The 24,001-nt window shown below is 68.4% G+C and carries 19 protein-coding genes and 1 other RNA gene; 10 read left to right on the top strand and 10 right to left on the bottom strand.

The annotated features are described in order from the left end of the window. Nucleotides 1-197: 197 nt before the first annotated feature. Both ssrA and ACQPZP_RS37445 read left to right on the top strand, forming a co-directional pair. Nucleotides 198-570: a transfer-messenger RNA gene (ssrA, locus tag ACQPZP_RS37450) on the top strand. A gap of 634 nt (nucleotides 571-1,204) precedes the next feature. Continuing rightward, on the top strand, nucleotides 1,205-1,414 hold the full coding sequence (locus ACQPZP_RS37445) for a hypothetical protein (protein WP_433474398.1): 210 nt from the start codon (nucleotides 1,205-1,207) through the stop codon (nucleotides 1,412-1,414). Between the two features lie 798 nt (nucleotides 1,415-2,212). On the opposite strand, the gene ACQPZP_RS37440 is transcribed toward ACQPZP_RS37445, so the two are convergent. After that, entirely contained in the window at nucleotides 2,213-3,223 is a 1,011-nt protein-coding gene (locus tag ACQPZP_RS37440; protein ID WP_433474397.1) for a hypothetical protein, read from the bottom strand. Between the two features lie 278 nt (nucleotides 3,224-3,501). Then, entirely contained in the window at nucleotides 3,502-3,627 is a 126-nt protein-coding gene (locus ACQPZP_RS37435) for a hypothetical protein (protein WP_433474396.1), read from the bottom strand. Nucleotides 3,628-3,852: 225 nt separating this feature from the next. Between ACQPZP_RS37435 and ACQPZP_RS37430 the strand changes: the two genes are divergently transcribed. The 3 genes from ACQPZP_RS37430 to ACQPZP_RS37420 are packed head-to-tail and all read left to right on the top strand — an operon-like array spanning nucleotide 3,853 to nucleotide 7,089. Then, the gene (locus ACQPZP_RS37430; protein ID WP_433474395.1) at nucleotides 3,853-4,635 is read left to right on the top strand and encodes a hypothetical protein; all 783 of its coding nucleotides are present in this window, start codon (nucleotides 3,853-3,855) and stop codon (nucleotides 4,633-4,635) included. Further along, on the top strand, nucleotides 4,628-5,938 hold the full coding sequence (locus ACQPZP_RS37425; protein ID WP_433474394.1) for an ATPase, T2SS/T4P/T4SS family: 1,311 nt from the start codon (nucleotides 4,628-4,630) through the stop codon (nucleotides 5,936-5,938). The genes ACQPZP_RS37430 and ACQPZP_RS37425 overlap by 8 nt, the downstream gene beginning before the upstream one ends. Further along, entirely contained in the window at nucleotides 5,935-7,089 is a 1,155-nt protein-coding gene (locus ACQPZP_RS37420; RefSeq protein WP_433474393.1) for an AAA family ATPase, read from the top strand. Before ACQPZP_RS37425 ends, ACQPZP_RS37420 begins: the two co-directional genes overlap by 4 nt. Nucleotides 7,090-7,520: 431 nt before the next feature. On the opposite strand, the gene ACQPZP_RS37415 is transcribed toward ACQPZP_RS37420, so the two are convergent. Further along, nucleotides 7,521-7,658, bottom strand: coding sequence for a hypothetical protein (locus tag ACQPZP_RS37415; RefSeq protein ID WP_433474392.1), 138 nt, complete (start codon nucleotides 7,656-7,658; stop codon nucleotides 7,521-7,523). 269 nt (nucleotides 7,659-7,927) lie between these two features. Further along, complete coding sequence (locus ACQPZP_RS37410; RefSeq protein WP_433474391.1) at nucleotides 7,928-8,665, bottom strand: GIDE domain-containing protein; 738 nt, start codon at nucleotides 8,663-8,665, stop codon at nucleotides 7,928-7,930. Between the two features lie 218 nt (nucleotides 8,666-8,883). Here ACQPZP_RS37410 and ACQPZP_RS37405 point away from each other — a divergent pair, with 218 nt between their 5' ends. Next, the gene (locus tag ACQPZP_RS37405; RefSeq protein WP_433474390.1) at nucleotides 8,884-9,273 is read left to right on the top strand and encodes a hypothetical protein; all 390 of its coding nucleotides are present in this window, start codon (nucleotides 8,884-8,886) and stop codon (nucleotides 9,271-9,273) included. An 18-nt stretch (nucleotides 9,274-9,291) separates the two neighbouring features. On the opposite strand, the gene ACQPZP_RS37400 is transcribed toward ACQPZP_RS37405, so the two are convergent. Next, the gene (locus ACQPZP_RS37400; protein WP_433474389.1) at nucleotides 9,292-9,618 is read right to left on the bottom strand and encodes a winged helix-turn-helix transcriptional regulator; all 327 of its coding nucleotides are present in this window, start codon (nucleotides 9,616-9,618) and stop codon (nucleotides 9,292-9,294) included. 199 nt (nucleotides 9,619-9,817) lie between these two features. Here ACQPZP_RS37400 and ACQPZP_RS37395 point away from each other — a divergent pair, with 199 nt between their 5' ends. From ACQPZP_RS37395 to ACQPZP_RS37385, 3 genes are all read left to right on the top strand, one after another. Beyond that, nucleotides 9,818-10,801 carry an alpha/beta hydrolase gene (locus ACQPZP_RS37395; RefSeq protein WP_433474388.1) on the top strand — a complete coding sequence of 328 codons (984 nt, stop codon included), beginning with the start codon at nucleotides 9,818-9,820 and terminating at the stop codon, nucleotides 10,799-10,801. A 13-nt stretch (nucleotides 10,802-10,814) separates the two neighbouring features. Then, complete coding sequence (locus tag ACQPZP_RS37390; RefSeq protein ID WP_433474387.1) at nucleotides 10,815-11,807, top strand: hypothetical protein; 993 nt, start codon at nucleotides 10,815-10,817, stop codon at nucleotides 11,805-11,807. Between the two features lie 136 nt (nucleotides 11,808-11,943). Then, nucleotides 11,944-12,927 (top strand): MBL fold metallo-hydrolase, encoded by a 984-nt coding sequence (locus ACQPZP_RS37385; RefSeq protein ID WP_433474386.1) that lies wholly within the window; start codon nucleotides 11,944-11,946, stop codon nucleotides 12,925-12,927. Nucleotides 12,928-12,931: 4 nt separating this feature from the next. On the opposite strand, the gene ACQPZP_RS37380 is transcribed toward ACQPZP_RS37385, so the two are convergent. The 5 genes from ACQPZP_RS37380 to ACQPZP_RS37360 form a co-directional block, all read right to left on the bottom strand. Continuing rightward, nucleotides 12,932-14,506 (bottom strand): beta-N-acetylhexosaminidase, encoded by a 1,575-nt coding sequence (locus ACQPZP_RS37380; RefSeq protein ID WP_433474385.1) that lies wholly within the window; start codon nucleotides 14,504-14,506, stop codon nucleotides 12,932-12,934. Beyond that, entirely contained in the window at nucleotides 14,503-15,732 is a 1,230-nt protein-coding gene (locus ACQPZP_RS37375) for a PP2C family protein-serine/threonine phosphatase (protein ID WP_433474384.1), read from the bottom strand. Before ACQPZP_RS37375 ends, ACQPZP_RS37380 begins: the two co-directional genes overlap by 4 nt. A 113-nt stretch (nucleotides 15,733-15,845) precedes the next feature. After that, nucleotides 15,846-16,829: a hypothetical protein gene (locus ACQPZP_RS37370; protein WP_433474383.1), complete on the bottom strand. Its 984-nt coding sequence runs from the start codon at nucleotides 16,827-16,829 to the stop codon at nucleotides 15,846-15,848. Beyond that, nucleotides 16,826-18,034: an esterase-like activity of phytase family protein gene (locus ACQPZP_RS37365; RefSeq protein ID WP_433474382.1), complete on the bottom strand. Its 1,209-nt coding sequence runs from the start codon at nucleotides 18,032-18,034 to the stop codon at nucleotides 16,826-16,828. The genes ACQPZP_RS37370 and ACQPZP_RS37365 overlap by 4 nt, the downstream gene beginning before the upstream one ends. A 40-nt stretch (nucleotides 18,035-18,074) precedes the next feature. Next, entirely contained in the window at nucleotides 18,075-23,081 is a 5,007-nt protein-coding gene (locus ACQPZP_RS37360; RefSeq protein WP_433474381.1) for a DUF4132 domain-containing protein, read from the bottom strand. Nucleotides 23,082-23,356: 275 nt separating this feature from the next. Here ACQPZP_RS37360 and ACQPZP_RS37355 point away from each other — a divergent pair, with 275 nt between their 5' ends. Then, nucleotides 23,357-23,998 carry a sugar transferase gene (locus ACQPZP_RS37355; RefSeq protein WP_433474380.1) on the top strand — a complete coding sequence of 214 codons (642 nt, stop codon included), beginning with the start codon at nucleotides 23,357-23,359 and terminating at the stop codon, nucleotides 23,996-23,998. Nucleotides 23,999-24,001: the final 3 nt, after the last annotated feature.

Below are 24,001 nucleotides of genomic sequence, written 5' to 3'. Positions count from 1 at the left end.
GACCAGAGCCTCGTCTCGGGGGAGGCTCTGCCGTCCGGACCGGCCCGACCCTGCCGGTCGACCCCGGTGGGCGTGACACCGCTCATGCCCACCGGGGTTCACGCGTGCTCGGAGGGAATCACGTTGCCCGCCCACGCGTTATGCTTGTACCGTCATCGTGCGGACGTCCCCGGACGCCCGTTTTGACAACTCAACATGGGGGTGACCGGCTTCGACTTCGGTCGTTCGAGCCAGGGGAAGCGGGTCGAGGGTTGCTGTCGTGACCTCGTAAATCCTGTGACAGCAAACCAATAACTGCCAACAAGAAGCAGTCCGAGTTCGCCCTCGCCGCCTGAGCGAGGAGCGAACTCTGTCAGCCCGGGTGCGTCTCCGACCCGGGGTCTGGCATCGTAAGGAGACTCCACCTACCGGCCCGGTCGCGGGACCGGTAGGGACAACCAACAGCGACTGAGCCCGTCGGCGACACGCCTGCGTGAGCGCCGGGACTGAGAAAACGCCAAGCAGGCTGCACCCGGAGAAGCCCTGACCCATCACCGAAGGACGCGGGTTCGATTCCCGCCACCTCCACCGCGCTTACGGCCCGACTGGAATACCTGTTCCGGTCGGGCCGTTTGTGTCCGCTCGAAGCGTTACGCCAGGAGGGTGGACCCTTGGGCCTCTACGCCCATGAACCACCCATCGCTGAACACTGCCGGCGGCACCGATGGATCGGAATCCGTGGGCGGGCGGGTCCGCCCAGGTTGACGAACACGTGTGCCGACGGCATCGGCGGCGCGTTCACCCGCTTCGAGCACGGCGTTACTCCAACACCCGCCGGCGAGCCCGGTGCGGAGCATCGCCGAGGACGAGTTGTCGTCAGTGATGGCGGTGACGTTGCCCAGTAGGGCAGCGGCACCGCCGTTGTGCTTTGCGGCCTTGTGCGCGTCCACGAGGGGCGCGGAGACCTCGGTGGGCTCGTCGCCTGAGACTGCGGTCCGGCGTCGTCGGCATCGACGTAGACATGATCTGAGAATCTCCGACCTTCGACGCACTGCTGTAACGATTCGGGATCCCCCGGTATGGTGCTGGTCCGGTGAGAAGTTCTCCGGACGGTACTGAGAATGTGGTTCGTCTCGCCCGGAGTGGAACTCAGAATGTGCGTGCGCGAAGAGCGCCTTTACTTGCCGTTGTGGCGGATTTCGTGCAATCGCAGGCTGGAATCGTCTTGAATTCCGTTGTCGAGCGGGACCGGATATCGCCGAGGCGGAGTGGCGAGCTGCTCGACCGGCTCGGCAGGCCGAGCCCGATATTCGTCCGCGGACGCGGGTTCGAGCGGCCCTATATTTCGCCGCCCACCGTCCAGATCATCCGGCTGGGAGCGCCGCTGGAGGTGAGCACCTCCGACATCACCGTCCATATATTCAGGCCCGGCTGATCGGTCACCGAGCAATCAAGGGCAACGACATGACTGCCGACCATCGACGACGAGTCGCGCACTCGTCCGTCCCGGAGGGATCGCGGCGCTGCTGGAGTGCCACCACCGTGCGGCGGTGGATCGGTTGTCTCGGACGCCGCGCCGGCGCCGCTCTCCCGACCGGTTACTTGTCGCCGCCCCTTGGACCAGCCCCTGTCTGCCACCAGGTCATGAGCAGAGTCTCTTGACTGCCACTTAGTATGCTGAACCTCTCGCTTAGCTCTTTGAGCTGGGTGTATGTGTTCGAGTAGGAAGCCAACACCTCCACCAGCTATAACGGCCCGACCGAACTTGTGTTTCGGTCGGGCCGTTCTGTTGTCTGCGCCTCGCGTCCGTCGATCTTCTCGCGGACGTTGAGGTAGTCGATGGGCGCTTTCCCGACCGAGCCGCCGCGCGCGGCCCCTGCCGAGCAGCCAGGCGGGCGGATACACCCGGAGCACCTCGTGGACGAGGCCCATGGGTGTAGGGCAGGGCCCGGTTTTTGGACGACCGTCGGGAGTGTCGATCCCCGCAGACGGCCTCTTCCAGGCCGTGAGGCACGGGCACGGAAGACCGTGCCAACTGTGTTCGGAACGGCGACGAGAAGCGTCCCGGCGATGACGGCATGATGCCGGTCGCCGGGACACGGGGTTCCTCCCGCCGTTCGCGGTGAGGGAGGCGAGAGAACCGCCCAGGCGGACCGGCATGCGACCGGTCCGCCCGAGCAGCGGGTGTTCCACCCCAAGTGGGTGACCACGGGGGTGGAGCCGGGACGAAGGGTCACGCCGTTTCGACGACATCCCCTCGCGCCGCCTTCGCCCAGACGTCGAATAAGCGACCCGCCGATCCGCCGACCGGCCCGATGCTCTCCCGCAGCGTCTCAGACGCCGGAAGTCGGGCATTGTCCACCGCGGATACCGCGAGCGCGGCATCATCGATGGTGGACGAACAGACCGTGAGCAGATGGTCGGGAACCCTCAGCGCGGGGTCGGTGCACCCCACGAGAGGTGTGCCCCCGGCGGCGATCAGGGGGAACACCGTTCCCGGAATCCCGATCGTCGCCTCAGCACGTGCCGCGGCGGTCTGCGACGAGACCTGGCTGATCTCATGGCGGGCCCACAACGCGGGGTCCTCCCTCGGGTGCAGACCCACCATGATCCGCTTGCCGCCCGTCCGTAGTTCCTCCGCGGCCGCCAGCAGGAGATCTGTGCCGGGCGCCGCTTCACCCGTCGAGTCGGGGTGGGTGACGCTCGTCAGAACTAGTACCAGCCCCGGCTCGGGCACCCGCTTCGGCAGATCATCGGTCCGCGGGGAACCGACGACGGTTATCGTCCGCCGCGTGCCGAGATGGCCGGCGAACGCAAGGGCCGCCCCCTGGGACGCGGCGGTGATCGCCAGCAGCCGCGGGCGCAGCCGCCCGGCGTCGGCGGCTTCCCGCGGCCCCAGATAGGCGAGCCCGCTGGCGGCCAGGGGCAGCCTCGGAAATCGACCGGCGACCTCCACCGGCCAGTCACCGGCCCCGGCGACCACGAGCAGATCGGCCGGCGGCGCCGTTCGCGGTGTCGCGACCGGCACAGGATCCCCAGGCTTGATCCGCGACACGTCGGGCACCACCTGGATGAGCACCCAATCGCGCCGCTCGGCCTCGTCGAGCAGTGGCTGCACGTGGTAGGTGCCCCATGGTTCATTCGTCGTTATCAATACCCGAAGCCGGGGAGGCGGGTGGCCATGATGCATGTTAATCACCCTCTTATTTGCGCGAAAAACCGACACGCTTTTCGTGTCGGACATAAGAGACTGTACAGGGCAAGGGCGAGCTGGACTTCAGTCGACTTGCTTGAGACCTGGACATGCGACTTCTTGTTCCGTCAGGTCATCGGGCGGATCCGGTCTCGGCGGGTACAGTTTCGCTGCGACCGGAACACCGGTCGGGTCGTATCTGTGTCCGCGCTGTCGGCTCCTGTGCGAAACCACGTTCGTCTACGCCGTTGTCCGGACTTCTGTGCGGTCGTTGAGCGGAGGGCGGACACGGATGGTCGAACTGTGGCGGGCCCGCGTGCGACCGCTCATCAGCGGGTGTGGTCGTCGAGCGCCCAGCTGATGAGGGCGCGTACTGCTCCGGCGATGGCGCCACGCAGGGCGGCGGCGGCCAGCAGGAGTCGTTCGGGGCGGGTCAACCGGGTGGGGCTGGGCATCTCGTGCTCCCTTGAGTCGTGGGCAGGCGGGTGTGCCGGTCGGCTGTTGACCAGCCTGGAACCGTCCAGGAGCCGGGTTCCCGGTTGCGATGAGTGAAGGGTGCGCCGGGCCGTTCGGGCAGTTCAGCATGCAATCGCAGTGAGGTGGCGTGATGATGGTCTGCGATGAGTGGCGATGGGAAGGGCGGGTCGGTGCGGCGGCCGCGCCGGATCAAACGGCCGCAGGTGCCGCCCGGACCGCTACGAGATCTCAAAGAACTGCTGTACCGGCTGTACGTCGAGGCCGGCTACCCGTCTCTGGACGAGATCCACGCCTCGGTCGAACGGGAGGGGACCGAGAGGGTGACCGGGTGGCCGGGCCGGGACTCGATCCGCCGGATAATCGGTGAGGCGGCGGTGCCGCCCTCCCAGGCCGACACCGTGACGGTCGCGGCAGTGCTGGCCCGTCTGGCACGGTGGGATGCCCAGGACGCCGCCGCCCGGGCTCGCGAGCTTTGGGTACAGGCACAGATGACCGCGCCGGTGGGCCCGCCGCGGGCGGCCGGGAAGGATCTCTCGGACGAGGAGATCTTCCTCGCGCCCGATCCAGGTCAGCTCGCGGCAGATGGCCGACTCCTCGAACTGCTTGCCGCAGGTGGCTTCAGCGGCGAGCCGTATCGTCTGCTCGCGCTGGAGCTCGCCCGTTACGGCGTGGCACTCGCGATGGCGTGGGGTACGGAGCCGGGATCGGTCGCACAGGCCCTCTGCTCCTTCCGCAGGGAGCTCGTCGGCGGTCGGTGGCGGCCTGCGGAGCGGACGATCAAGGAGGCGTTCGCAGGCGCATGTCTGCCCCTACGGGACGAGCGGGAGCTCATCCGGCAGGCGGTGAAAGGAAAGATCAACGACGTGAGCAGGGGCGCTCGCAGGCTGGCCGCCGGCGGCTACGACGTTGAGGAGATAGCCGAAGTGCTCGGGATATCGACCAGCGCCGTCGAGGCCGTCCTCGAGGGGAGCCCGCCCGATGGATGACGTGCGCGCCTTGCTCGCCTCCAGTTCGCTGGGCTCCCCCGCCGTGTCACGGTTGCGCTCACGCGCCCCCTCGGCCGAGGTTGAGGCGGCCCTCCTGCGAGCCTTCGTCGAGCAGGTCCCGGAGAAACGCGCCATGCATACGCTCGCGCACTGGCGCGAGCGGTTGCGCGAAGCGGTCGACTTGGAGGAGTTGCAGGACCTGCCGCCGGCGCGGAGACGAGTCAGGCTGGAGGATCTGGCCGGTCGTCTCATCAGCGCCGAAGGAGCGTTGCTGTCGAGTGCGGAACGGGCGAGCTTCATCCGACGCCTGGTGGACCAGATGCTCGGACTGGGCGTCCTGGAACCGCTTTTGGCCGATGCCAGCGTCACAGACATTTTCGTCAACGGGCCGGAAAGGATCTACGCGGAACGGGACGGTCGCCTGCAGTTGACGAACCTCAGTTTCGACAGCGAACAGGCTCTGTACGAGACCATCGAGCGGATCATCTCGGTCGTCGACCTGCCGTTCGGCCGGTCCGATCCTGTCGTGGACACGCGACTGCCGACCGGTGAGCGCATTACGATCGTCGGTCCGCCCTTGAGCCCGCTCGCGCCGGTCCTGGCCATTCGCCGGTTCCGCCGTTTCCCCCGGCTTGACCAGATCGGGGATCAGCCGACGGCCGATCTGCTGTTCCGGTTCGTGCTGGCCAAACTGACCTTCCTTGTCTCCGGAACCCCCTCCGTGGACAAGGAATCACTGCTCAACACCCTGATGACCGTCCTGCCGGACGGCGAACGTGTGATCACTTTCGGGATGGGGGCACCGATGACACACCTGATCATGCTCGAAGGCTCACATCACACGCTGCATCAGCTCCACGCTCACAGCAGTCTGCTGCAAGCAATGCTCGCCCTGCGTCCCGACCGCGTCGTGCTAGGAGAGATCCTACCGACCGCGGCACTCGACGCGATGCACGTCCTGCTCAGTGGCCCAGAGGGAACGATGCTGGCGGTGAACGCGCCTTCGGGGCCTGACGCGCTGCACCGCCTGGCGCTGCTCGGGGCGCTCGGCGAGTCTTCTCCCGCCTTGGACACGCTGCTGCAGGCGGTATGGCAGGCAGTCGAGATCGTCGTCCATATCAAGCGTGACGCCGACGGCTCCCTACGCATCGACACCGTACAGTCCGTCGACCCCGCCAACCGCGAGTTGCAGGTCATAGTGGAGTACGTGCAAGGGGGATATCGCCACCATCCCCTGAATGATCGAGTGACCGACCGGCTCAGGGGCAGCGGGCTGGAGATCCCTCCGGAGTTCCTCGCATGAGCGTTCGCCTTCTACTGTGCACGAGTGACGAGCGTCTGCGGGATCTGCTGCGCGCCTTCATCGAGCTGATGGACGACGTCGAGATGGTCGCCGCCCTTGAGACCAGCGCCCAGGTCCTGCCGCGGATCGCGGCCACGAAGGAGCTGGATGTCGTCCTGGTCGACGAACACCTGGGTCCCTGGCCGGCCCCGGTCGAGCTGTCGCGAACCATCTCTGTGACCTGGCCCTGGCTCGCCGTGATCATGGTTGATCTCGATGGAGTCGAGGCCCTGCAGAACGCCATGGAGAACGGCGCACGAGGCGCGATCCCACGCGATCCGAGCCTGGAGGAGTTCAAGCACCAGGTCCGGGTGGCCGGCACCTGGTCACACGAGATGCGGCGGCATTTCGTCCCCGGGCAGTCCCGGGCGCGCACGCCCGTCAAAGGCAGCGTGCTGGCCCTGACCGGCGCCAAGGGCGGCACGGGTGCGACGACGCTGGCCATCCAGCTCGCCCTGCTGGCCGGCGCCCGGAAGCGGGTCTGCCTGGTGGACATGGACGTGCTGTCAGGCGATCTGTCCGGCTTCCTGGACACCGTCCACCGGCTGGACGTCTCCCAGCTCGCGCAAGTCGACCCCATCACCCCCGAAATGCTGGAAGAGGTACTCTTCGCGCACTCTGACATGGTCCACGTCCTCCTCGCGCCCGTCGAGCAGGAGGACGGAGAAATGATCAGTAGCCGGGCGACGAACCGGATCATCGGCGCACTCCGCGACCGGTACGACGTCGTCATCGTCGACTGTGGCGCCTACAGCGGCGAGCCGTCGATCACCGCTGTCGAGGCCGCCGACCAGGTGCTGCTGACCGCGACGGCCGACCCGATCGCGCTGCGCGCCGCCAAGCGCCGTGCCCGCCTGTGGCACCGGCTCGAGGTCCGCCGGCATGAAGACATCCTTGTCTTGCTGACACGCACCGCCGACGACAGCCTGACGCCGGACCAGGCCCAGGCCGCACTGGAACTCACAGTCGCCGACGTGACCGTCCCCGAAGTCTCGCGCTCCGCACTGAACCAAGAGACCTTCTCCCTGACGGAGGACGGGAACTACCGCGAAGCCCTGTCGACCCTCAGCAGCACTCTCGGCTGGTTGTCCACGGAGGACACTCACCGGTGAGGAGCGCATCCAGCTTCGAGCTCAGGACCGTGACCGGGGCATATGAGTTCGAGTAGGACGCGACTGCCTCCATTCTGGACGACGTGTGCTCGGTGCCCGCCTGCGCGGGCACCTTGGCCGCGTCGTTTCGTCACGTCCACCAGGGGGGCGACCCCCAGACCCCCGATGTGGTGGCTCCGCTGGGACGGTACCGCCTGAAGGCATTGCTCGGGCGACGGTGTGTGATCATCCGGTCGACTCACCGACCTGGCCGCACGGGCCGCCGCGGCAAGACCCTTACCGGGTGCCGGACATCCGCTCTCGACAGCCGATTGGCAAAAGAGCCGCTCTCATTCCTCATGTGCAGGAATGAGAGCGGCCATATTAGAAGCACGCGCAGCCTGAGCTGCGTGTCAAATTAACAAAAAGATCAGCAGAACGGTCGAGGCTGACTAATTGCCGTCCTGCGCCTTCCTCAAGGCCTCTTGGGTTTTCCGGGTGGCCTCTTCGATCTCCTTGCGCTCGTCCATCTGGCGCTGGTCCGCCTCCGCCTGGAGTCGAGTGATCTCGTCGTCGCTGGGAACAGACATATCGGTCTCCTTCAGAGACTAACTCATTAAGCTCGGGTAGATAGATCCGAGCTGATTTGGATTATTGATGGTCGCACCTGTTCTGGGTGCACCCATGACTGTCCGGCGGAGCGACAGAACGGCCAGCCCCGTTGGTCCGACGATGGCGAGTGGGGTCGGTGTCGGCCCAGGCGGTGCACTGCGGCGGCGGTGACCGCTCTCATCCGCCAGGGGGACCTCCTACCGTGGCTTGACTGACCCAGTACCACAAGCACCGGAACTGCCGTCCATCAGATGAGCTGAACGCCCAAGCCGACGATGTAGGCGAGGACAAGGCAACCTGGAAAGACCAGTAGGGTCAAAATCCACACCAGGGCCTTTTGGTCTCTCAGTTCGTCGTCCGGGGCGACGAGCGTGATGAGAAAGTTTCCAGAAAGCGGCTTCGATACGACCACACCGTCCACGCCTCTTTCCACTGCGCCTTTGACGTAGACGTCGCTTCCCTCGGGCAGAATCCATTCCTCGCGCCCTCGGTCACCAGCCCCCCGCCTGCGCAGACGCGGATTCTTCTCGAAGTCGTTTGCGGTCTTGACCAGTCGGTCCGCTCGGATCACGTCGAACCGGGAATCGGGGGATGGCTCCAGGGCAAGCCCCTCGGGGAACACCGTTGCTTCGCCCGAGGAGTCACGCAACACGAAGGGGGCGGATGACCGGTGCCAGTCGAGCCGGCCCGCCTTCGGCGTCGGGGACCCCCAGAACGACGATGTGTATTCGACCGTGCGCGTGATGAACCACACGCACTCGCTGGCGGAGATCGGAGCCGTCACCGGCCCGTCCGGCCCTGAGGCCGCGGAACCACGCAGCCAGACCTCTTGGCCCGCGTGTTCTTCCCCGGCACCGCACGGCAGGACCGAGGTCCGGCCTATGGCTCGGATTTTGCGTCGGGCTCGGATGACGAAGTACGCGACCAGCGCTCCGTCGCCCACCAGCGCGATCCACACCAATGCCAGTGCGGACGAGAAATCCACGGCTACTCCCGCGGCGACGATACAAGTCATATCTGAGCCATCATGTCGGATGGGCCGTTTGAGTCGCAGAACTTCTGAGGTAGTGCACGCTCTCCACAGAAGAGCTGAGCCGCGACGGGGCTTTCCGGGCCTACCACGGGATGCTCTCTCGGCGAGACCTTCCACGGACTTGGGTACAAACGAAGTGCTGCTATCTCCCGTGCCTGTCGGAGGGCGCGATGTTGGACTCGGATGACCTTGCGGGTGGGCCGGGAGCGCTCGGCTGGTTGCTGGCGACATCGTTCATGTCGGCGATCTGCGGTGGGGTGCTGGGCTTCCTGGTGCACGACGACAACCAGGACTGCCGCAATGTCGCCGGTGACGTCTTGGTGGCCATCGGAAGGGACGGTGTCTTTCTGGGCAGGCGCCCCGCGCAGTACATCGCCTGGTCGTGGATCGCCGAGGTGGTCGTCTTCCACCTTCCGGTGCCGACCGACAGGGGACCGGCGCCGTTCCTCGTCGTCGTGCAGCGCGGAACGCGCGGAAACCATGTCAGAGCCGGCCGATGTCCCGCTGATCCTCGCCGGTGGGGGCCATGCACTGATCTGCACGACTTGGGGCGTGGTTGATTGGCGGGGGTGTCAGGGCTAGGGGTGCTCCAGGGCCCAGGCGCAGATGGCGGACAGCGGCTCTTGCAGGGTCTTGCCGAGTGTGGTCAGGGTGTACTCGACGTGCTGTGGGGCGGTCTTCTTGAGAACCCGTCGTTCGACCAGCCCGTCACTTTCCATGCTCCTCAGGGTCTCGGTCAGCACCTTTTGAGTGATGCCAGGTAGCCTGCGGCGCAGCTCGGCGTGCCGCTGCGGTCCGGCGAGCAGCGCGTAGATCAGCAGGACCCGCCACTTGGCGGCCAGTCGCTCAAGCGCCTGCCGGGTTGCGCAGCTTTCTTCCAGGACGTCAGGTATCACCAGCGCCATGGGTTCTCCCTCTGGAAGGGCACCTGAAAGTGCCTTCTGGCCGGTTCAAGATCAGGAGGCCTAGTGTGCCGGTCATGACAGAGCTTAGGGTCCGCACCTACAGGGCGGCAGAGCCCGGGATGCCGTTGTATCCAGGCACGGCGCCCCGGCGACACGGGCCTGTTGACCCGGCGGCATCGATCGATGCTCGGGAGGGCTCATGACCAATGTCAAAACCGAGCGGATTACATTCGGTAGCGAAGGCATCGAGCTGGTGGGCGAGCTCCGGTTTCCGGACGCGGACGGCTCACAGCCCGCCGTCGCGCTCACCGGTCCGTTCACCGGGGTGAAAGACCAAGTCCTCGGCACCTACGCCGAACTACTCGCTCAGGCCGGCCTCGTCACGCTCACCTTCGACCACCGGGGCTTCGGGGAAAGCGGCGGACGCCGTCAGCATGAGGACAGCCAAGGAAAACTGGCCGATCTGAGGGCCGCCGTCGGCGTGCTGGCCGGTCGACCCGAGGTGAACCCAAGCCAGATCGGCGTGGTCGGCGTCTGCCTCGGCGGCGGTTATGCGGTACGAGCCGCCGCCACGGATCCTCGTGTCAAGGCGGTGGCAGGAATCGCGGGCGCCTACAACAGCCCGGCCCGGATCGTCCAGACAATGGGCATCGACGCCTACCGGTCCGCACTCGGCGGCTTCCTGGACCGGTACGACGAGTACATTCCAGCCGTGGCGCCCGACGGCGCCGAGGCCGCGATGGCAGGCGACGAGCCGTACGCCTACTACGGCACCGCCCGGTCCGCCTCGCCCAGCTGGCGCAACGAAGTCACCAGAGGATCGCTCCACTCCCTGATGACCTTCGACGCCCTCGGTGCGGCCGACCTCCTGGCCGCCACCCCGCTCCTCATCGTCCACGGAAAGACCGACGCCTACTGCTCACCCGAGCTGGCTCGAGAGTTCTATGAACGCAAGCCAGGCGACAAGGAGATCCTCTGGCTGGACGCCGACCGGCACATCGACCTCTATGACGTGGAACCGCACGTCACCCAAGCCGCCCAGGCTACCGCCGGCTTCCTCCACCGCAATCTTTCGCATCGGCCCCGAGATCCGGGTGCCGGCGTCGGCGGCGACAGGACGATCTTTTCGTCTGGAACTCGCGGTGGAACGGGTCCGTCTCATGAGGACCGCGACCGCGTCTGACTTGGAGCCTCGCATGTCTGCCGAGAGTGACGGCCGGTTCGACTATGTGGCCTTCGCCGACGAACTGGCCGGGATGATCGAGGGGTATCCGCTCCTCGGCCCGGAGTACACGCTCGCGGTGATCTCGCTCGGCGTGGCGAAGGAAGCCGGTGAGCGGCACGGCAACGCGATGCTGGTCGCGGCCTGGTCTGCCCGCTGGTACGTCGAGTTCGAATTCACCGCTGCCGGTGACTTCGACTATCTGATCGAGGGGGCCGAGCGCGCCGAGCAGGTGCTGCGCGCCAGCGGCTGCACCGTGCCCGGCGAGCACCGGCATCCCCCGCTGGTGGACATCGAGCCCGAGGACGCGGGCGCGATCGCGGCCGTCATCGGCGACGCCGAGGCGTGGGCGGCCTCCGAGCCCGGCTACGAGATGTTGTCACCCGCAGAGATCGACGCCTGGACTTGCCCGGGCTTTCTGGCCGACCTGGCCGCCGAGTTGGCCAAGGACCTGCGTGGGGCGCGCCGGAGACGGTTCGAGGTCCCCGCCACCGAACACCTCGACGCGCGTTTCCTGGTGGACGGGCGGCTGCAGGCCGGCGCGCTGCTCACAGATCTCGGGCAGCAGGAGTCCAGGTCCATCGACCCGACGGCCCAGGCCGCCTCGATCTGGGCGTGCCGGAGGCTCCTCGGCAATCCCCCGGTCGAGGAACGGACCCCGTTGGCTCTCGCGGTCTGCTTCATGCTTGACGCGTCCCGCTGGGGCTCACCGGCGCCAGGTGTGCTGCTCCTGTACCGCGAGGCGCTCAGGTCGTTCGACCTGAGCGCTCTTGACCAGCCGTGCAGCCACCCCGACGGGCACCCCGGCGTCGATGTGAAGGACACGCTGGAGCACATCGGTGATCAGGAGGCCGGGGTGGATCCACATGGCGCACGCTGCCCTCGACGCACGGCGGAACTGGTCCGGGAGACGTTCACCGACATCACCCGGCATCTCGACCCGTACGACGAGGAACTGGACGATTAGCCGCAGTCCGGACCCGGGCTCCACGCTCGGTCTCGGCGCGGAAAAGCAGTGTGCCCGTGGCAGGCCGGCCGCTACGATCGCGGACACTTGATCATGCCGGCGCGGCCCGCGAACGTTCTCGAAAGGCTCCTCGACGATGCGGACTCTGGAAGAACGGCCTGACCATCCCGAGCCGCTGGAACGGGGACATCCCTTCAGGCAGTGGAAGACATGGCGGATTCCCGGTGCCGACCTGACCCTGACCGGCTATTCCCGCGCGAACGACAAGACCTTCTTTCACATCCCCGAGCTGAGGTGCAGCCTTGATGCGGGATTGTGCGAAGGGCGGCAGGTGGACACGGTCTTCCTGACCCACACGCACCACGATCACTCCAAGGACCTCGACTTCCTGGCTTCCAAGCCCTCCGGCGCGGACATCTACCTGCCCACCGCGGCAGTGCCTTACGTGGAGTCCTACCTTCGCGCCTCCGCCGAGCTGAACCACGGAGCAGAATTCGACCCGGCCCTGGCGGGGGGCTACCGCCTGCACGGCGTTCGGCAGGACGACGAGTTCACCTTCGGGCGCCGGGGACACCATGTGCGGGTGGTGGAATGCGAGCACAAGGTGCCATGCGTGGGATATGCCTTCTCGGAGCAGAGCAAAGCGCTGCGGCCGGAGTTTGAAGAGCTGCGGCGATCTCTGGTGGCGGAGGGGCGGGGCGCGGAATTCGGGCGGATCATGGCTCGGCGGCGCAAGGAGGGGACCGAGGTCGACGTCGCGGTCCGACGGCCGCTGTTCGCCTTCCTCGGTGACACGCATGTGGACGTGTTCGAGCGGAATCCGTGGCTTTTCGAGTATCCGGTCGTCATCACGGAGTGCACTTTCCTCGACGACGCCGAGATGGACCGCGCGAATCGGGTCGGGCACACGGTGTGGAGCCGGCTCAGGCCCGTGGTCGAATCCCACCCGGAGACCTTGTTCGTCCTGATCCACTTCAGCCTGCGCTACTCGGATCGGGAGGTCCTCGCGTTCTTCCGGCGGGAGTGGGAGGAGGCGGGGGACGCGCGGCCGGACAACGTCCTGTTGTGGGTGCACCCGGAAAGCCGCCTGCCAGAGCAGCACCAGCACAGCGGTTCCTGAGCGCTCAGTCCGCCATCCGCCACGTTTTCCGAGGCTTGCGGTGCATCCGTCCGGGAATGCCGGGCCGTCGTTGCCAGGGGTGCGGTCCGGTGGGCGGCCGATAGCCGACGCCGAGCGCGTCCAAACGGGCATAGTGCGCCGCCTTCATCCGGCGCTCGAAGTCGCCGAAATCGCGTTCGTCCGGATCCGGCAGCTCCGACCAGGCCACTTCGGCGAACGCGACGAGCCGGGGGAACGCCTGGTAGTCCACCCGCCCGCGGTCCTCGGCGACCTCGGTCCACAGGTTGGCCTGGGTGCCGATGATGTTGGCCGCGTGGGGCGTACCGGCCAGCCGGGGTGGGATGGGCTCGAACCTGTAGACGTCCTCCAGAGTGTGCACCCATCCGAACGGCACGGGTTCCTCCGTACCGTGGGCCTGGACGTGGTCGAGGTAGACCTCCTGCTGAGGACACATCACCACGCTGTGCCCGGCCTCCGCGGCGGCGATCCCGCCCTTGTACCACCGCCAGCACATGACGGCGGCGCCGTCCGCCAAGCCGCCCTCCAAGATCTCGTCCCAGCCGATGAGACGCCGGCCGCGCTCGGCGAGCCAGCCCCCGAAGTGACGGATCATCCAAGACTGAAGCTCGTCCTCATCCTTGAGCCCCAATTCACGGATGCGCGCCTGGGCCGCGGGGGACTCGCGCCATTGATCCTTGAAACATTCGTCCCCGCCGATGTGGGCGAACCGTCCGGGGAAGATGTCCAGCACCTCCTCCAGGACGCCCTCATAGAAACGCAGCACGGCGTCGGTGGGGGCCAGCACGTTGCGGTTGAAGCCCCAGTCGGTCATCACCTCCAGCGCGGCCGTGTCGATGACGTCGGTGTTCCCCAGTTCGGGATAGGCGGCGATGGCCGCCTGCGAATGCCCCGGCAGGTCGATCTCGGGGATGACGCTGACATGCCGTTCCGCCGCATAGGCGACGATCTCGCGCAGATCGTTCTGGGTGTAGAAGCCGCCGTGCGGCCGCTCGTCCCAGCGCAATGGCTCACCCCAGCCCATTCGGGTTCGCCGCCGCCAGGCGCCGATCTCGGTCAGCCGGGGATACCGCTGGATCTCGATGCGCCAACCCTGGTCATCGGTGAGATGCAGGTGGAATACGTTCAGCTTGTGGGCGGCGAGGAGATCGACGTAGCGCAGCACATCATCTTTGGGAAGGAAGTGCCGTGCGACATCGAGCATGAAGCCGCGCCAAGCGAAACGCGGCGAATCCTCGATGGTCACATACGGCACCGTGACCGGCCCTCGTGCGATGGGGGCGCGGCGAAACGCGTCGGGGCCCAGCATCTGGCGCAGGCTCTGACGGCCCCAGAAGACGCCTGCCTCCTCACCGCCGACGATCTCGGCGCCGTCGGCGGACACGGTCAGCCGGTACGCCTCCGGTGCGAGTGACGGATCGACCCTGGTTCGCACGTCCCCGTTGAACGGCCCGGAGCCGCCGGTCCTCTCAAGCCGGCGCGGCGCGGGAATCAAGTTCACCTCAGTCGCCATGCGCCCAGTTTCACCACAGAACCAACTCACGCCAAGCGGGGTGGTCACAGGCGCATGATCACCAGGGCGGTGTCGTCGGTGATGCCTGCGGGCGGTAGCAGGTCTCTCAGCAGGGCGTCGGCGAGGGCTTCGGCGTCGGCGTGCTGGTGGCGGGCGAGAGAGTCGGCCAGCGAGTTCAGTCCGGTGTCGATGTCCTCACGGCGGCGTTCGATGAGTCCGTCGGTGTACAGGACCAGGGCCGATCCCTCGGAGAAGGCGATGTCGGCCTGCGGGCGGGTGAGATGCTCGGGACCGGCCCCCAGCGGGGGGTCGGTGGCCTGGTCGAGGAAGGAAACGGTGCCGTCGCGATGCAGTAAGGCGGGCGGAAGGTGTCCCGCGCTGCTGTAGGTGAGGGTGCGGGTCGTCCAGTCGATGAAGACGCTGACCGCGGTGGTGGACTCGGCGCCGTCCACCGAGCGGGCGTAGTGACCGAGGACGTCCAGCGCTTGCGCGGGGCCGTCGGCGACGCAGGCGGCGGAACTCAGCGCCGCGCGCAGCTGGCCCATCACCGTGGCCGCGGTCAGACCGTGGCCGACGACGTCGCCGACGGCGACCGCGATACGGTCGCCGGACAGGTCGACCAGGTCGTACCAGTCGCCGCACACGTTCAGTGAGCCGATCGCAGGCCGGTAGCGGACGGCGGCGCGGTGAGGGCCGATCGCCGGGGCGGCGGGGAGCATCGCCTCCTGCAGAGCCAGGGCGACCTCACGCTCACGGGCATGCGCTCGCCGCAGTCGCTCGTTGAGCTCCTGCAGTTCCCGGGCTCGGGTGTACAGCTCAGCCTCCAGCACTTGTGTTCGGTCTCCGCCGCCGCGGGCACCGCGCGCGTGGATGAGCTCGGTGACCTCCTCCACCCTGTGCAGGAGCAGCAGGACCTTCCCGTCGGGACCCAGGACGGGGGCGTTGATCGGACTCCAGTACCGCTCCTGCCACACCCCGGGCCGCTCGGGGTCCTCCACGTCATAGCGCTGCAACGCCATGGTGTCGCGTTCCCCGGTGGCCGACACCCGCCGCAGCGACGCTCTCAAGTTGCGCATCCCGGTTGCGGCGGGGTCGTTAGGATTGTCGGGGAAGACGTCGAACAGGTACCGGCCCAGCAACTGCTCGCGGGTGCGGCCCGAAATTCGCAAGAACGCCTCATTCACGTCGGCGTACACCAGATCCGGCCTGAGGAGCGCCACCGCGCTCGGCAGCGCATGGAACACCGCCTTGTAATCGATCTCGGCCCCGCTCACGCTTGCCCCCGAATGCCCCTGACAACCGGTCTCCTGCTCCTTTCCACAGTAGGCATCGCCAGGGGCCCTGCCCATCGCCGCCACCTCGGGGGCGGTCCCGGAAGCCGGCCGTCCTAGATCGGTGGTGCGGGACGGCGGCCGCGCCTTGTCCACACGGTCAGGACGCCCGCCACCGCGCCGGCGAGCAGGCCGCCCGGCAACGCGGCCACTCCGTCGGCGGGATAGGAGTCACCGGACAGCGCCAGTGCGCCCATCGCCGGGCCCATGCCCACCAGGAACGCGGCGAGTGCGGCAAAGGGATAGCCCACCGCGATGATCGCGAGGCCCAGGAACGAACGCGCGGATCGCGGCCGGGAGGTGAGCAGCAGCACGGCGACGACGAGCGGGCCGCCGAGCAGCAGCGCCCAGACCACGTCGCCGTTCGCGCCCGCGAACGCCCCTGCCGTTCCCAGGACGATGGTGAAGCCGGCGGCCGCGGGAACGGCACCACGTGGGACGTGCGGCATGGCCGACACGGCGCAGGCGATGGCCGCAAGCACGAGGAGGACTTGGGCGGCGCTCGCGCCGGCGGCCAACCCGTCCGGAACGAACCGGCCGACCCCGCTCATGGCATTGGACAGCAGCAGGGGCGCACACCAGGCGGCGACGATTCCGTACCCGACCAGATGCCGCTGTGGCCCGTCCGCCTTCGTGTCGGTGCGCTGCGCCGCCATCGTGGCTGCGGCGATCGCGGACGCCGCCACGAGCGCCCCGATCATGGCCGGCCACCTGGTCGCGTTCATCGCGGTGAACGTGCCATCGGCCACGAGCAACACGATCCCGGCGACGACGGCGGCATGCTTGCGGTGACCGGTGCCGCACGCGGTCAGCGCCAGCCCGCAGACGATCACGATGATCGCGGCCCAGCGGAGGTCGTGCACCCACAGACTCAACCAGCGGTCGTTGGGAATCTCCTGTGCCGCGTCGTCCACCGCCATCGCGGCGTTCTCGGCCGTCCGTGCGGCCGGGACCACGAAAGCCAGTGCCGTCGCCCAGAGCACCGCCCCAGCGGCAGCCAGCACGATCCCGAATGCCGGACGGACCCTCTGCGCCGTCATGGCCTGCTGAGGCTTTCGGTCAGGCGGACCGCGATGAACTCGTCGTCGTCGGGCCGGTTCGGCACCCGGGTCGCGTCCGATGGGAAGTTGTTGTCGTTCAGCACGCCGATGGTCCGGTCGTCCAGGACGGTGACGGCCTCGATGGTGAAGAAGGGGAACTCGAAGGTCTTGCCCGGAGTGCCGAGCTCGCGTGGGTTGGCGATGTTCAGCAGGTCGACGGCCTCGGTCTTGTCGACCCGGCCGTCCTGGTCCCGGTCGTCGAGGTCGACCTTGTAGACCTTCTTGAGAGCCGCCGCATCACCCTTGAGGTTGTCGCGTTCGATGGCGAGGAAGCGGTTCGGGCCGATGGCGGTCAGATCGGCCACGGACAGTTTGGGGGCGTCCATGTGGTACGTCCAGCGCCGTCCGGTGAAGGTGGCGCGGCGCCGGTCGAACTCGTAGATGCGCAGATCCTGCGGGGTGTCACCGGTGACCGTTCCCTCCAGCATCGGATACAGCGTCCTGCCGTCCGGGGAGATCGCCAGATTCTCCAGCCCCTTGCTGTCGCCGATATCGGGCTCTTCGCCGGGTTGCAGGTCCGGGCTGTTCGGGGATTTCACGCCGGGTACCGGGATGGGCCTTTGCAGCAGCCGCCCGGCACGGTCGAAGTGCAGGAGGTAGGGGCCGAACTCGTCGCCGATCCAGTACGTGCCGTCCGGGGCGCGCACGATCGACTCCGGGTCGAGGTCGGCTCCGGTGAGTTTCCGGTCGGCCCTCGTGAGGGGGAAGTGAACCAGGCCTTTCGGATCGGAAAGGGAGATGCCTCCGAGGACCCGTACCAGGCCGCGCTTGAAGTCTGGCTTGATCCGGTGGATGCGCAACAGGAAGTCCGCGCTGTTGTTCTTCTTTCCGTATCCGTTGTCCGATATCGCGGAGAACGACCCGTCCTCGTTCTTGACGATGCCGCTGAAGCCCTGGATCGGCTGATGGGCGAAGGGCACCTTGACGCCGTTGACCGGTTCGGTGCCCAGCGCGGAGCCTGAGGGCTCGGTCCCGGCGGCGTAGGTCTCCGCGGGCAACCGCGCCCAGCCCACTAGCGTCGGCCGTTCCGACCCGACCCGCTCGTCCGAACCGCTCAGCGCCGCCACGGACGACGTGCCACCGGCGCCGACCAGAGCGGCGACGGCGCAGGCGGCGACGGCTCCGACCGGGACAGAATTACGCACAGTTCCCCTTTCGTCTGCCGCCCAGATGATCATAGGGGGACTAAGCGATGGAGATCAGGAAACGCAGGTCGGACAGCGCGTTTGTCGCGCCGTTGCGTTTTAGTGCGGATTCCAGGCGTTCCAGCATCGGGTCTTCGGGTCCGGTGAGGCGTGATGGCTGGAGCCGGATCCGGTAGCCGTCGCCATCGGGGGTCGCCGTCAAGAGATCCGCGATGGCCAGCCTGCCGTGATCGGGAAGGTGGACGGCGAGTTCTCCGATGGCGCCTTCGAGGGCGCTCACGGAGGTGACGCCCGTGGCTATCACGACGTGGGTCTCCGGAGCGGTGTAGGCGGCGCCCAGGTCTGCGAGTCGTTCCGCGGCGACGGCCCGCGCGGGGTGGTGAGCGGGCAGGCGGTCCTCCAGCAGCTTGGCCGCCTGGCCGAACCGGCCCGGGACGAGTGCCGGACGCTCGTCGAGACGTTCGCCGAGAAGAGCCACCAGGCTGCGGACCAAGGGGAGATCGCGCTCGTCCAGGCCGGCGGTGAGCGTGATCCACAGGTCGGTCGTGAGCGGCGTCAGCCGCGGATGGCGGCCGGACCACCGGGTGATCGCGCGATCCAGGTCGGGGCCGGACCGCCACAGGTCCGCGGGGTCCTCCGGCATCAGCGCCTCGACGAGGTCGATGGCCTCGCCGGTCTCCGTCATCGCCTGCAGGGTGAGAGCCGCCGCCCTCAATCCAGTCTGTGTCAGGTTGTGCGCGCGGATGAGTTCGGCGTCGTCGGGGTCGGGCGAGGCGACGCGTCCCAGCGCCCAGCCGTCCGGCCATGCGGTGCTCCGCGCGGAAGGGGACAGCAGCACGATCGCCTGCGCGATGGACAGTCCCGTGGCCTCGGCGAATGCGGTGACGACGGCGTCGTGGCCCAGTGGCGGCGGCCCGTTCCGGCCGATGAGGTCCGCCGCCGCGCGGAGCCGGCCGGGGTCGCCCCAGCCCCGGCAGCTCCGCGCCTCCTGGACGTTGTTGCGGCTCAGGATCAGCGGATCGGGACCGTCCGGGGTGTGGAGCAGGGCCGTGGAGACGTAGACCCAGCCGTAGTCGCCCCTTTCCTCGGGGCCGACGCCGACGATGCCGACGCGGCCGTGACCCGTGTGCGGCTTCCCCGCCTCGACATGCGGGCGTATGCGCCCGACCTGCCAGGTCCCGTCGGTGCGGATGAGCTCGGGGACCGAGGCGAGATCGAGCAGTTCCGCACGGCGACGGTCGCGCTCGGCGCCCGCGGCCCGGGCCGCGCGCAGGACCGAGGCGCCCAGCCGTCCCAGCCGCTCCTCGACCCCTTGGACGGCGGCGGCGTCGAAACCGCCCGCGACCTTCTCGACGTACCCGCGCTTCGGCACGGCCTCTTCGGCAAGGCGCACGATCTTCTCGTACGCGGCCGCGCGCGGGGAGCGTGCCTGGACGGGCTCACGCTCGGACGCCTCGGGCCGAGGCCCTGGCGCCTCGGCGGCGGTCGCGGACGGAGTGACCGGGGCGGGTTCAAGGTGCGGTGGGGGAGCCAGGCCGAGCCGCCGGGCCAGTGCGAACGCGCGTTCACGGCATTCGATCGCGGTCCAGACGACGGAGGTCACGCCGGTCCGGAGCATCTCGTCGTTGATCTCGGGAAGGAGCGTGCGCAGCCGCGCCTTCAGCTCGTTGAAGCGGTCGTGCCTCTCCATCAAGTCGGAACCGGGGGCCATCAGCTCCATCATCCGGGGGGTGAACGAGGTGTCCGCGAGGTCCAGCAGCCGTCGCGCGGTCGCGTCGTCCACGCCTCGCAGGGTGCGGGACCCCTCCGGATCACGAGGGGTCATCGCGCTCCACCATCCCGGTGGAGGCACCCAGCCGGATTTGGCCGCGAAGCGATGGAAGTGGATCCGGAAACCGTCTGCTCCGTCGTGTTCGGGCACCCACCCGGAACCGCGCAGATATCGGCCGATCGTCCGGCCCGTGGAGTCGCGCAGTTCGATCAGACGGCCCTCGCCACGCCACACGGTGGCGTCCGACCCGGCGTGGGGAAAGCGCACCGGCTCCCCGTCGACGGGCCGCATGGAAGGGGCGTTGGGGTGGGTGCCGCCGTGCGGGCAGTGCGGGCCGTTGTGATCGACCACGGTGACCCGTCCATCCGCGACGATCAGGCAGCGGTCGTAGAGTTCGCGTGCCTCGGCCTTCTTGTGGACGCTCTCCCGGTCGTCGTACGTGCCGAAGCCGTGGCCGGGGCCGACGCCTCCGGGCGTCACGGCCGAGGCCCGGAAGGCGTGGCGCCACAGCCGGCCCGCCTCGATGACGAGGAGGTCTGCTCCGCTTTCCTCCATGTAGTTATGGACCGTGTTGGTCTCGTGCCGGGAGAGGACTTCGAGGTCGAGTTCGCCGAGGACGCCGCCGCGAAGCGTCGCTGCCAGAGCCCGCACCGGATCGGCCTCGGCGAGGATGGCCCGGACGGCCTCCGCGGAACCTTCGGGGACGCCGGCGACGGTGAACCGTTCGACGTCGCACAGCGCCGCGTGCACGTCCGGCAGCCCGTGGCCCGGGACCCTCTTGGCGTGCTCAGCGAGGATGTCCGCAACGATTTCCCGGGTGCCCGGCGCGTTGACCAGGGCCTTCACGACGGAGGGGCGGACCTGCAGTTCGTGGGCGGGCGGGCCGAGCCCGAGCGGGGCCGAGACGTTCCCGATCACCGCGTCGCGGAGCAACGGACCCCAGGCCGGGTCGGCGGCGGTGGCGGCAAGGCCGGGACGCTCGGCGGCATCGAGCCAGGAGTGCAGCTTGAAGGTGTGGAGGTAGCGCGGCGGGGCGAGGGGGACCCCCAGGCCGAGCGCGAGTTCGAGCAGCGGGAAGTCGTAGTCGGTGTGCTCTTCCTGCACCTGCCCGTCGTAGAAGTACATGTAGTTGTCGTCCGGCCCCAGCAGCGCGATGTGGCCGTCGCAGGTCAGCCCTTCGGCGGTGAGCCGCTTCCCTGCGTCCCGCAGCAGGCCGTCCAGGCCGGAGACCGGCAGGGCGAGACCGGCGTAGAGGCTCATGAAGCGCCCCACCCACTGCCGCACCCGCGCACCGCTCATCTCGACGTCGGACGTGAACGGCGCGCGCGCACCGGCCCCGTCGAGGTTGGCGACGAGCACCGACACGGCGGCGGCCTTCGCCTCGGGGGTGCCTTCCGCGGGCTCGGGAAGCAACCCGGCCAGGGAACGCCGGACGGCGGCGTCCTGTCCCGCCATCCGGAACAGCAGCGGGCGGACGAACTTCCAGATCGCGGCCGGAGCCGTCCGCAGGCAGCCATGATCGAGCAGGGCCCGGACGGCGCGTTCGTCGGCGGCCCGGTCCTCGGCGGCGGGTCGCTCGCCGGGCTTCCACCCGGCGGCACGTGCGGCGCCGGCCCATCCGGCGGCGAGGATCAGCGCGTCGCCCTCGCCCGCCTCGCACCATTCGGTGAGCAACCGGCGCTGCCAGCGGCAGGCCTCGTCGGGGGAGTGCCGTTCGGCGAGGCGCGCGGCGTGGTGCTTGAGGGACTTCGGCCCGACGGCGCCGGAGCCCGCGGTGACGTACGCGGCCACCAGCCGGGCCTCGTCGACCGGCAGGGAATGCTCGGACTCGGCGGCCCTGGCCTTCTCGAAGTACGCGGCCGCGTAGGCCGTGCTCCCCGCAGCGGCCATGATGCGCGCGCACTCGTCGAAGTACAAGGGGAGCAGGTCGGGGGCGTCGGTGGCGAGGCCATCGGCGGGCTCGTTCAGGGCTTTCCGTGCCAGCCCCGGCTTGCCCGTCGCGGTCTTGCGGGCGGCCTGCAGCACCTGATGCAGCGCCACGATGCGGTCATGCTGGGCCGGGTACGAGTGCAGGGCCATCGCGAGGAACCCCAGCGGGCCCGCACGAACCGCACCGACCTCGCCGTCTCCCGCTGCGACCAGGCCGGGCAATGCCATCGAGGCCCTTTCGGCCGGCACCGCCGCGCGGCGCACCAGCGGCACCACCGGCTCGTTCAACGCCGGATGGGTGAAGCGCGCCGCGACGAGAGCGTCCTCGTCCGCCGAGGCGGGCGGACCTGGGAGCACGGCGCCGGCTCGGAGCAGGACCTCGCGGGACGGCGGCCGGTGGCGGGTGTCCGGGACGGTGCCCGGTTCGCCGCGAAGACGGTCGCAGTAATCCGCGTACGCGTCGGTGGCGCCGAGCACCTCGCGTTCCTCGTCCTCCACGGTCCGCCCCGCGAACAGTGACATCAGAATGCGCGCCGCCTCCGACCAGGCGATGTCGCCGATCTCCCGGCCGCCGTTCGCGAAGGTCAGGGTCCCGAGAAAGGCGGGGCTCATGGGTCCGCTGTACTTCACCTCCAGCTCGATGCCGATCGGTTCGGGGTCGTGCACGGTGAACCGCGCGACGTCGCCGCGGACGCGTCCGCCGAACCCGATGACGCGGCGCTCGAACGCGGCGCCGCTCTCGTACCAGGCCTCCGTGAACCAGAACGCGTCGATGACGTCGATCGTCCGGTCCATCCCGTCCGGGCGCGACCATCGTTCCCGGTGGAGTTGCTCCACGGCCTGGTCATGCTTGAGTGCGCCGCCGCGCCGAAGCCGATCGATCAGGTCGTCTCCCAGCAGGACGGGGTGGGGGATGGCGAACGTGTCGGCGTCCGACCACCGGACGTCCCCGTCAACCGGTGTGAGCCGAACGCCCTTCGTGCCATCCAGCCCGAGCAGGACTCCGGCGCATTCCAGGTCCGGCGCGCCGCCGCGGACGGGGGCGACGACCAGGCCGGTGAGCGCATGCCGCCAGGCCGGGTCCTCCCAGACCGCGTGCAGTACATCCACCGGGACGGGCAGTGAGCGCAGCATCCAGGCCTCGACCTGTTCGCGCACGGCCCGGCCGTGCCCGGCGAGCCGTTCGCAGAGCCCCATCAGGCTCGCCACACCGGGGTCCTGTTTCACCTTGGCCGGGACCTTGGCCAGCTCCTTACCTCCCGCCCGCCGGCACGCGACGACGGGTTTCTCCGCCCCCTCGCCTCGAACCGCGACCTCGTAACCGCCCGCGACGCCGATCCAGCGCATCCCGCCACCCCTCTCGCTCTGCGCGACAGGACACGATCTTGGCCCGCGCCCCAGACATTCCGGGCCGTTTCGGAGATGATCACCTGCACTCGTCAGGGAGATGCGGCCGACCGGATCGCGTGCTCCGGCACGGTGGCCCTTCGGCGCGCCGCGGACACGGTATGTGGCGAAGGAGGGGGCACCGAGGACAGGTCGGTGCCCGCAAACAAATGAATGACACACAACTGCATGTCGTGCAGGAAAGGCTCCAGGCGATCCGAGGCGTGATCTTGGATATGCCCGGAGCGCAGAAGAAGGGTCCTGACTGGGTTCTCAGTGACGAGAAGCGGCGGCTCGATCTGCTGATCGCCACAGCGCTGCTGCCGGTGTACGTGCCTGCGATCGCCGTCGGAGCATCGGTGATGTTCCTCGGGGATGGCAAGGCGCCGTTCTTCTGGCAGGAGCGGATCGGCATGAACCACGTGCCGTTCAAGGAGCTCAGGATCCGGACCATGTGGGACACCCGGGGCCGGGACGCGAGCCGCGGCTCCACCGACCCCCGGGCGCCCCACCGCGGACAAGTCCTGCGCAAGGTCACCGTCGACCAGTTCACCGAACTGTGGAGCGTGTACCGCAAGCGCATGGCGATCACCAACCCGCGTCCCCTGCTGCCGTACTGCAGGGGCCGCATGAGGGACGTCCTGACCGCCTCGGAGTACACGGAGTGGGACTGGGCGTCCACGCTCGGCAGGCCCGGAATGTACAGCACGTTCGGGAACGAGAGCATCGGGTTGGACGCGGAGGACGAGGAGCAGTTCCTTCGTCGACGGCGCGTGTGCGACGTCGAGGATGTGGTCTGCGCGTGCCTGGAGCGGGACATGAAGATCCTGGGTGACACGGCGAAGATCGGCTGGTCCTTTGTCCGGCCGGCTTCGTAACTC

This window comes from Spirillospora sp. CA-142024 (assembly GCF_050942325.1).
Taxonomy (GTDB): Bacteria; Actinomycetota; Actinomycetes; order Streptosporangiales; family Streptosporangiaceae; genus Spirillospora.
Note: the sequence above shows the minus strand (reverse complement) of the source record. Positions and strands in the feature narration are given on the sequence as shown.

Coding starts and splice junctions, on each gene's coding strand:
- ACQPZP_RS37440 (WP_433474397.1), bottom strand. CDS start 3,223: ATGTCCGACACGAAAAGCGTGTCGGTTTTTCGCGCAAATAAGAGGGTG.
- ACQPZP_RS37435 (WP_433474396.1), bottom strand. CDS start 3,627: ATGCCCAGCCCCACCCGGTTGACCCGCCCCGAACGACTCCTGCTGGCC.
- ACQPZP_RS37425 (WP_433474394.1), top strand. CDS start 4,628: ATGGATGACGTGCGCGCCTTGCTCGCCTCCAGTTCGCTGGGCTCCCCC.
- ACQPZP_RS37420 (WP_433474393.1), top strand. CDS start 5,935: ATGAGCGTTCGCCTTCTACTGTGCACGAGTGACGAGCGTCTGCGGGAT.
- ACQPZP_RS37415 (WP_433474392.1), bottom strand. CDS start 7,658: ATGTCTGTTCCCAGCGACGACGAGATCACTCGACTCCAGGCGGAGGCG.
- ACQPZP_RS37405 (WP_433474390.1), top strand. CDS start 8,884: ATGTTGGACTCGGATGACCTTGCGGGTGGGCCGGGAGCGCTCGGCTGG.
- ACQPZP_RS37400 (WP_433474389.1), bottom strand. CDS start 9,618: ATGGCGCTGGTGATACCTGACGTCCTGGAAGAAAGCTGCGCAACCCGG.
- ACQPZP_RS37395 (WP_433474388.1), top strand. CDS start 9,818: ATGACCAATGTCAAAACCGAGCGGATTACATTCGGTAGCGAAGGCATC.
- ACQPZP_RS37390 (WP_433474387.1), top strand. CDS start 10,815: ATGTCTGCCGAGAGTGACGGCCGGTTCGACTATGTGGCCTTCGCCGAC.
- ACQPZP_RS37385 (WP_433474386.1), top strand. CDS start 11,944: ATGCGGACTCTGGAAGAACGGCCTGACCATCCCGAGCCGCTGGAACGG.
- ACQPZP_RS37370 (WP_433474383.1), bottom strand. CDS start 16,829: ATGACGGCGCAGAGGGTCCGTCCGGCATTCGGGATCGTGCTGGCTGCC.
- ACQPZP_RS37360 (WP_433474381.1), bottom strand. CDS start 23,081: ATGCGCTGGATCGGCGTCGCGGGCGGTTACGAGGTCGCGGTTCGAGGC.
- ACQPZP_RS37355 (WP_433474380.1), top strand. CDS start 23,357: ATGCCCGGAGCGCAGAAGAAGGGTCCTGACTGGGTTCTCAGTGACGAG.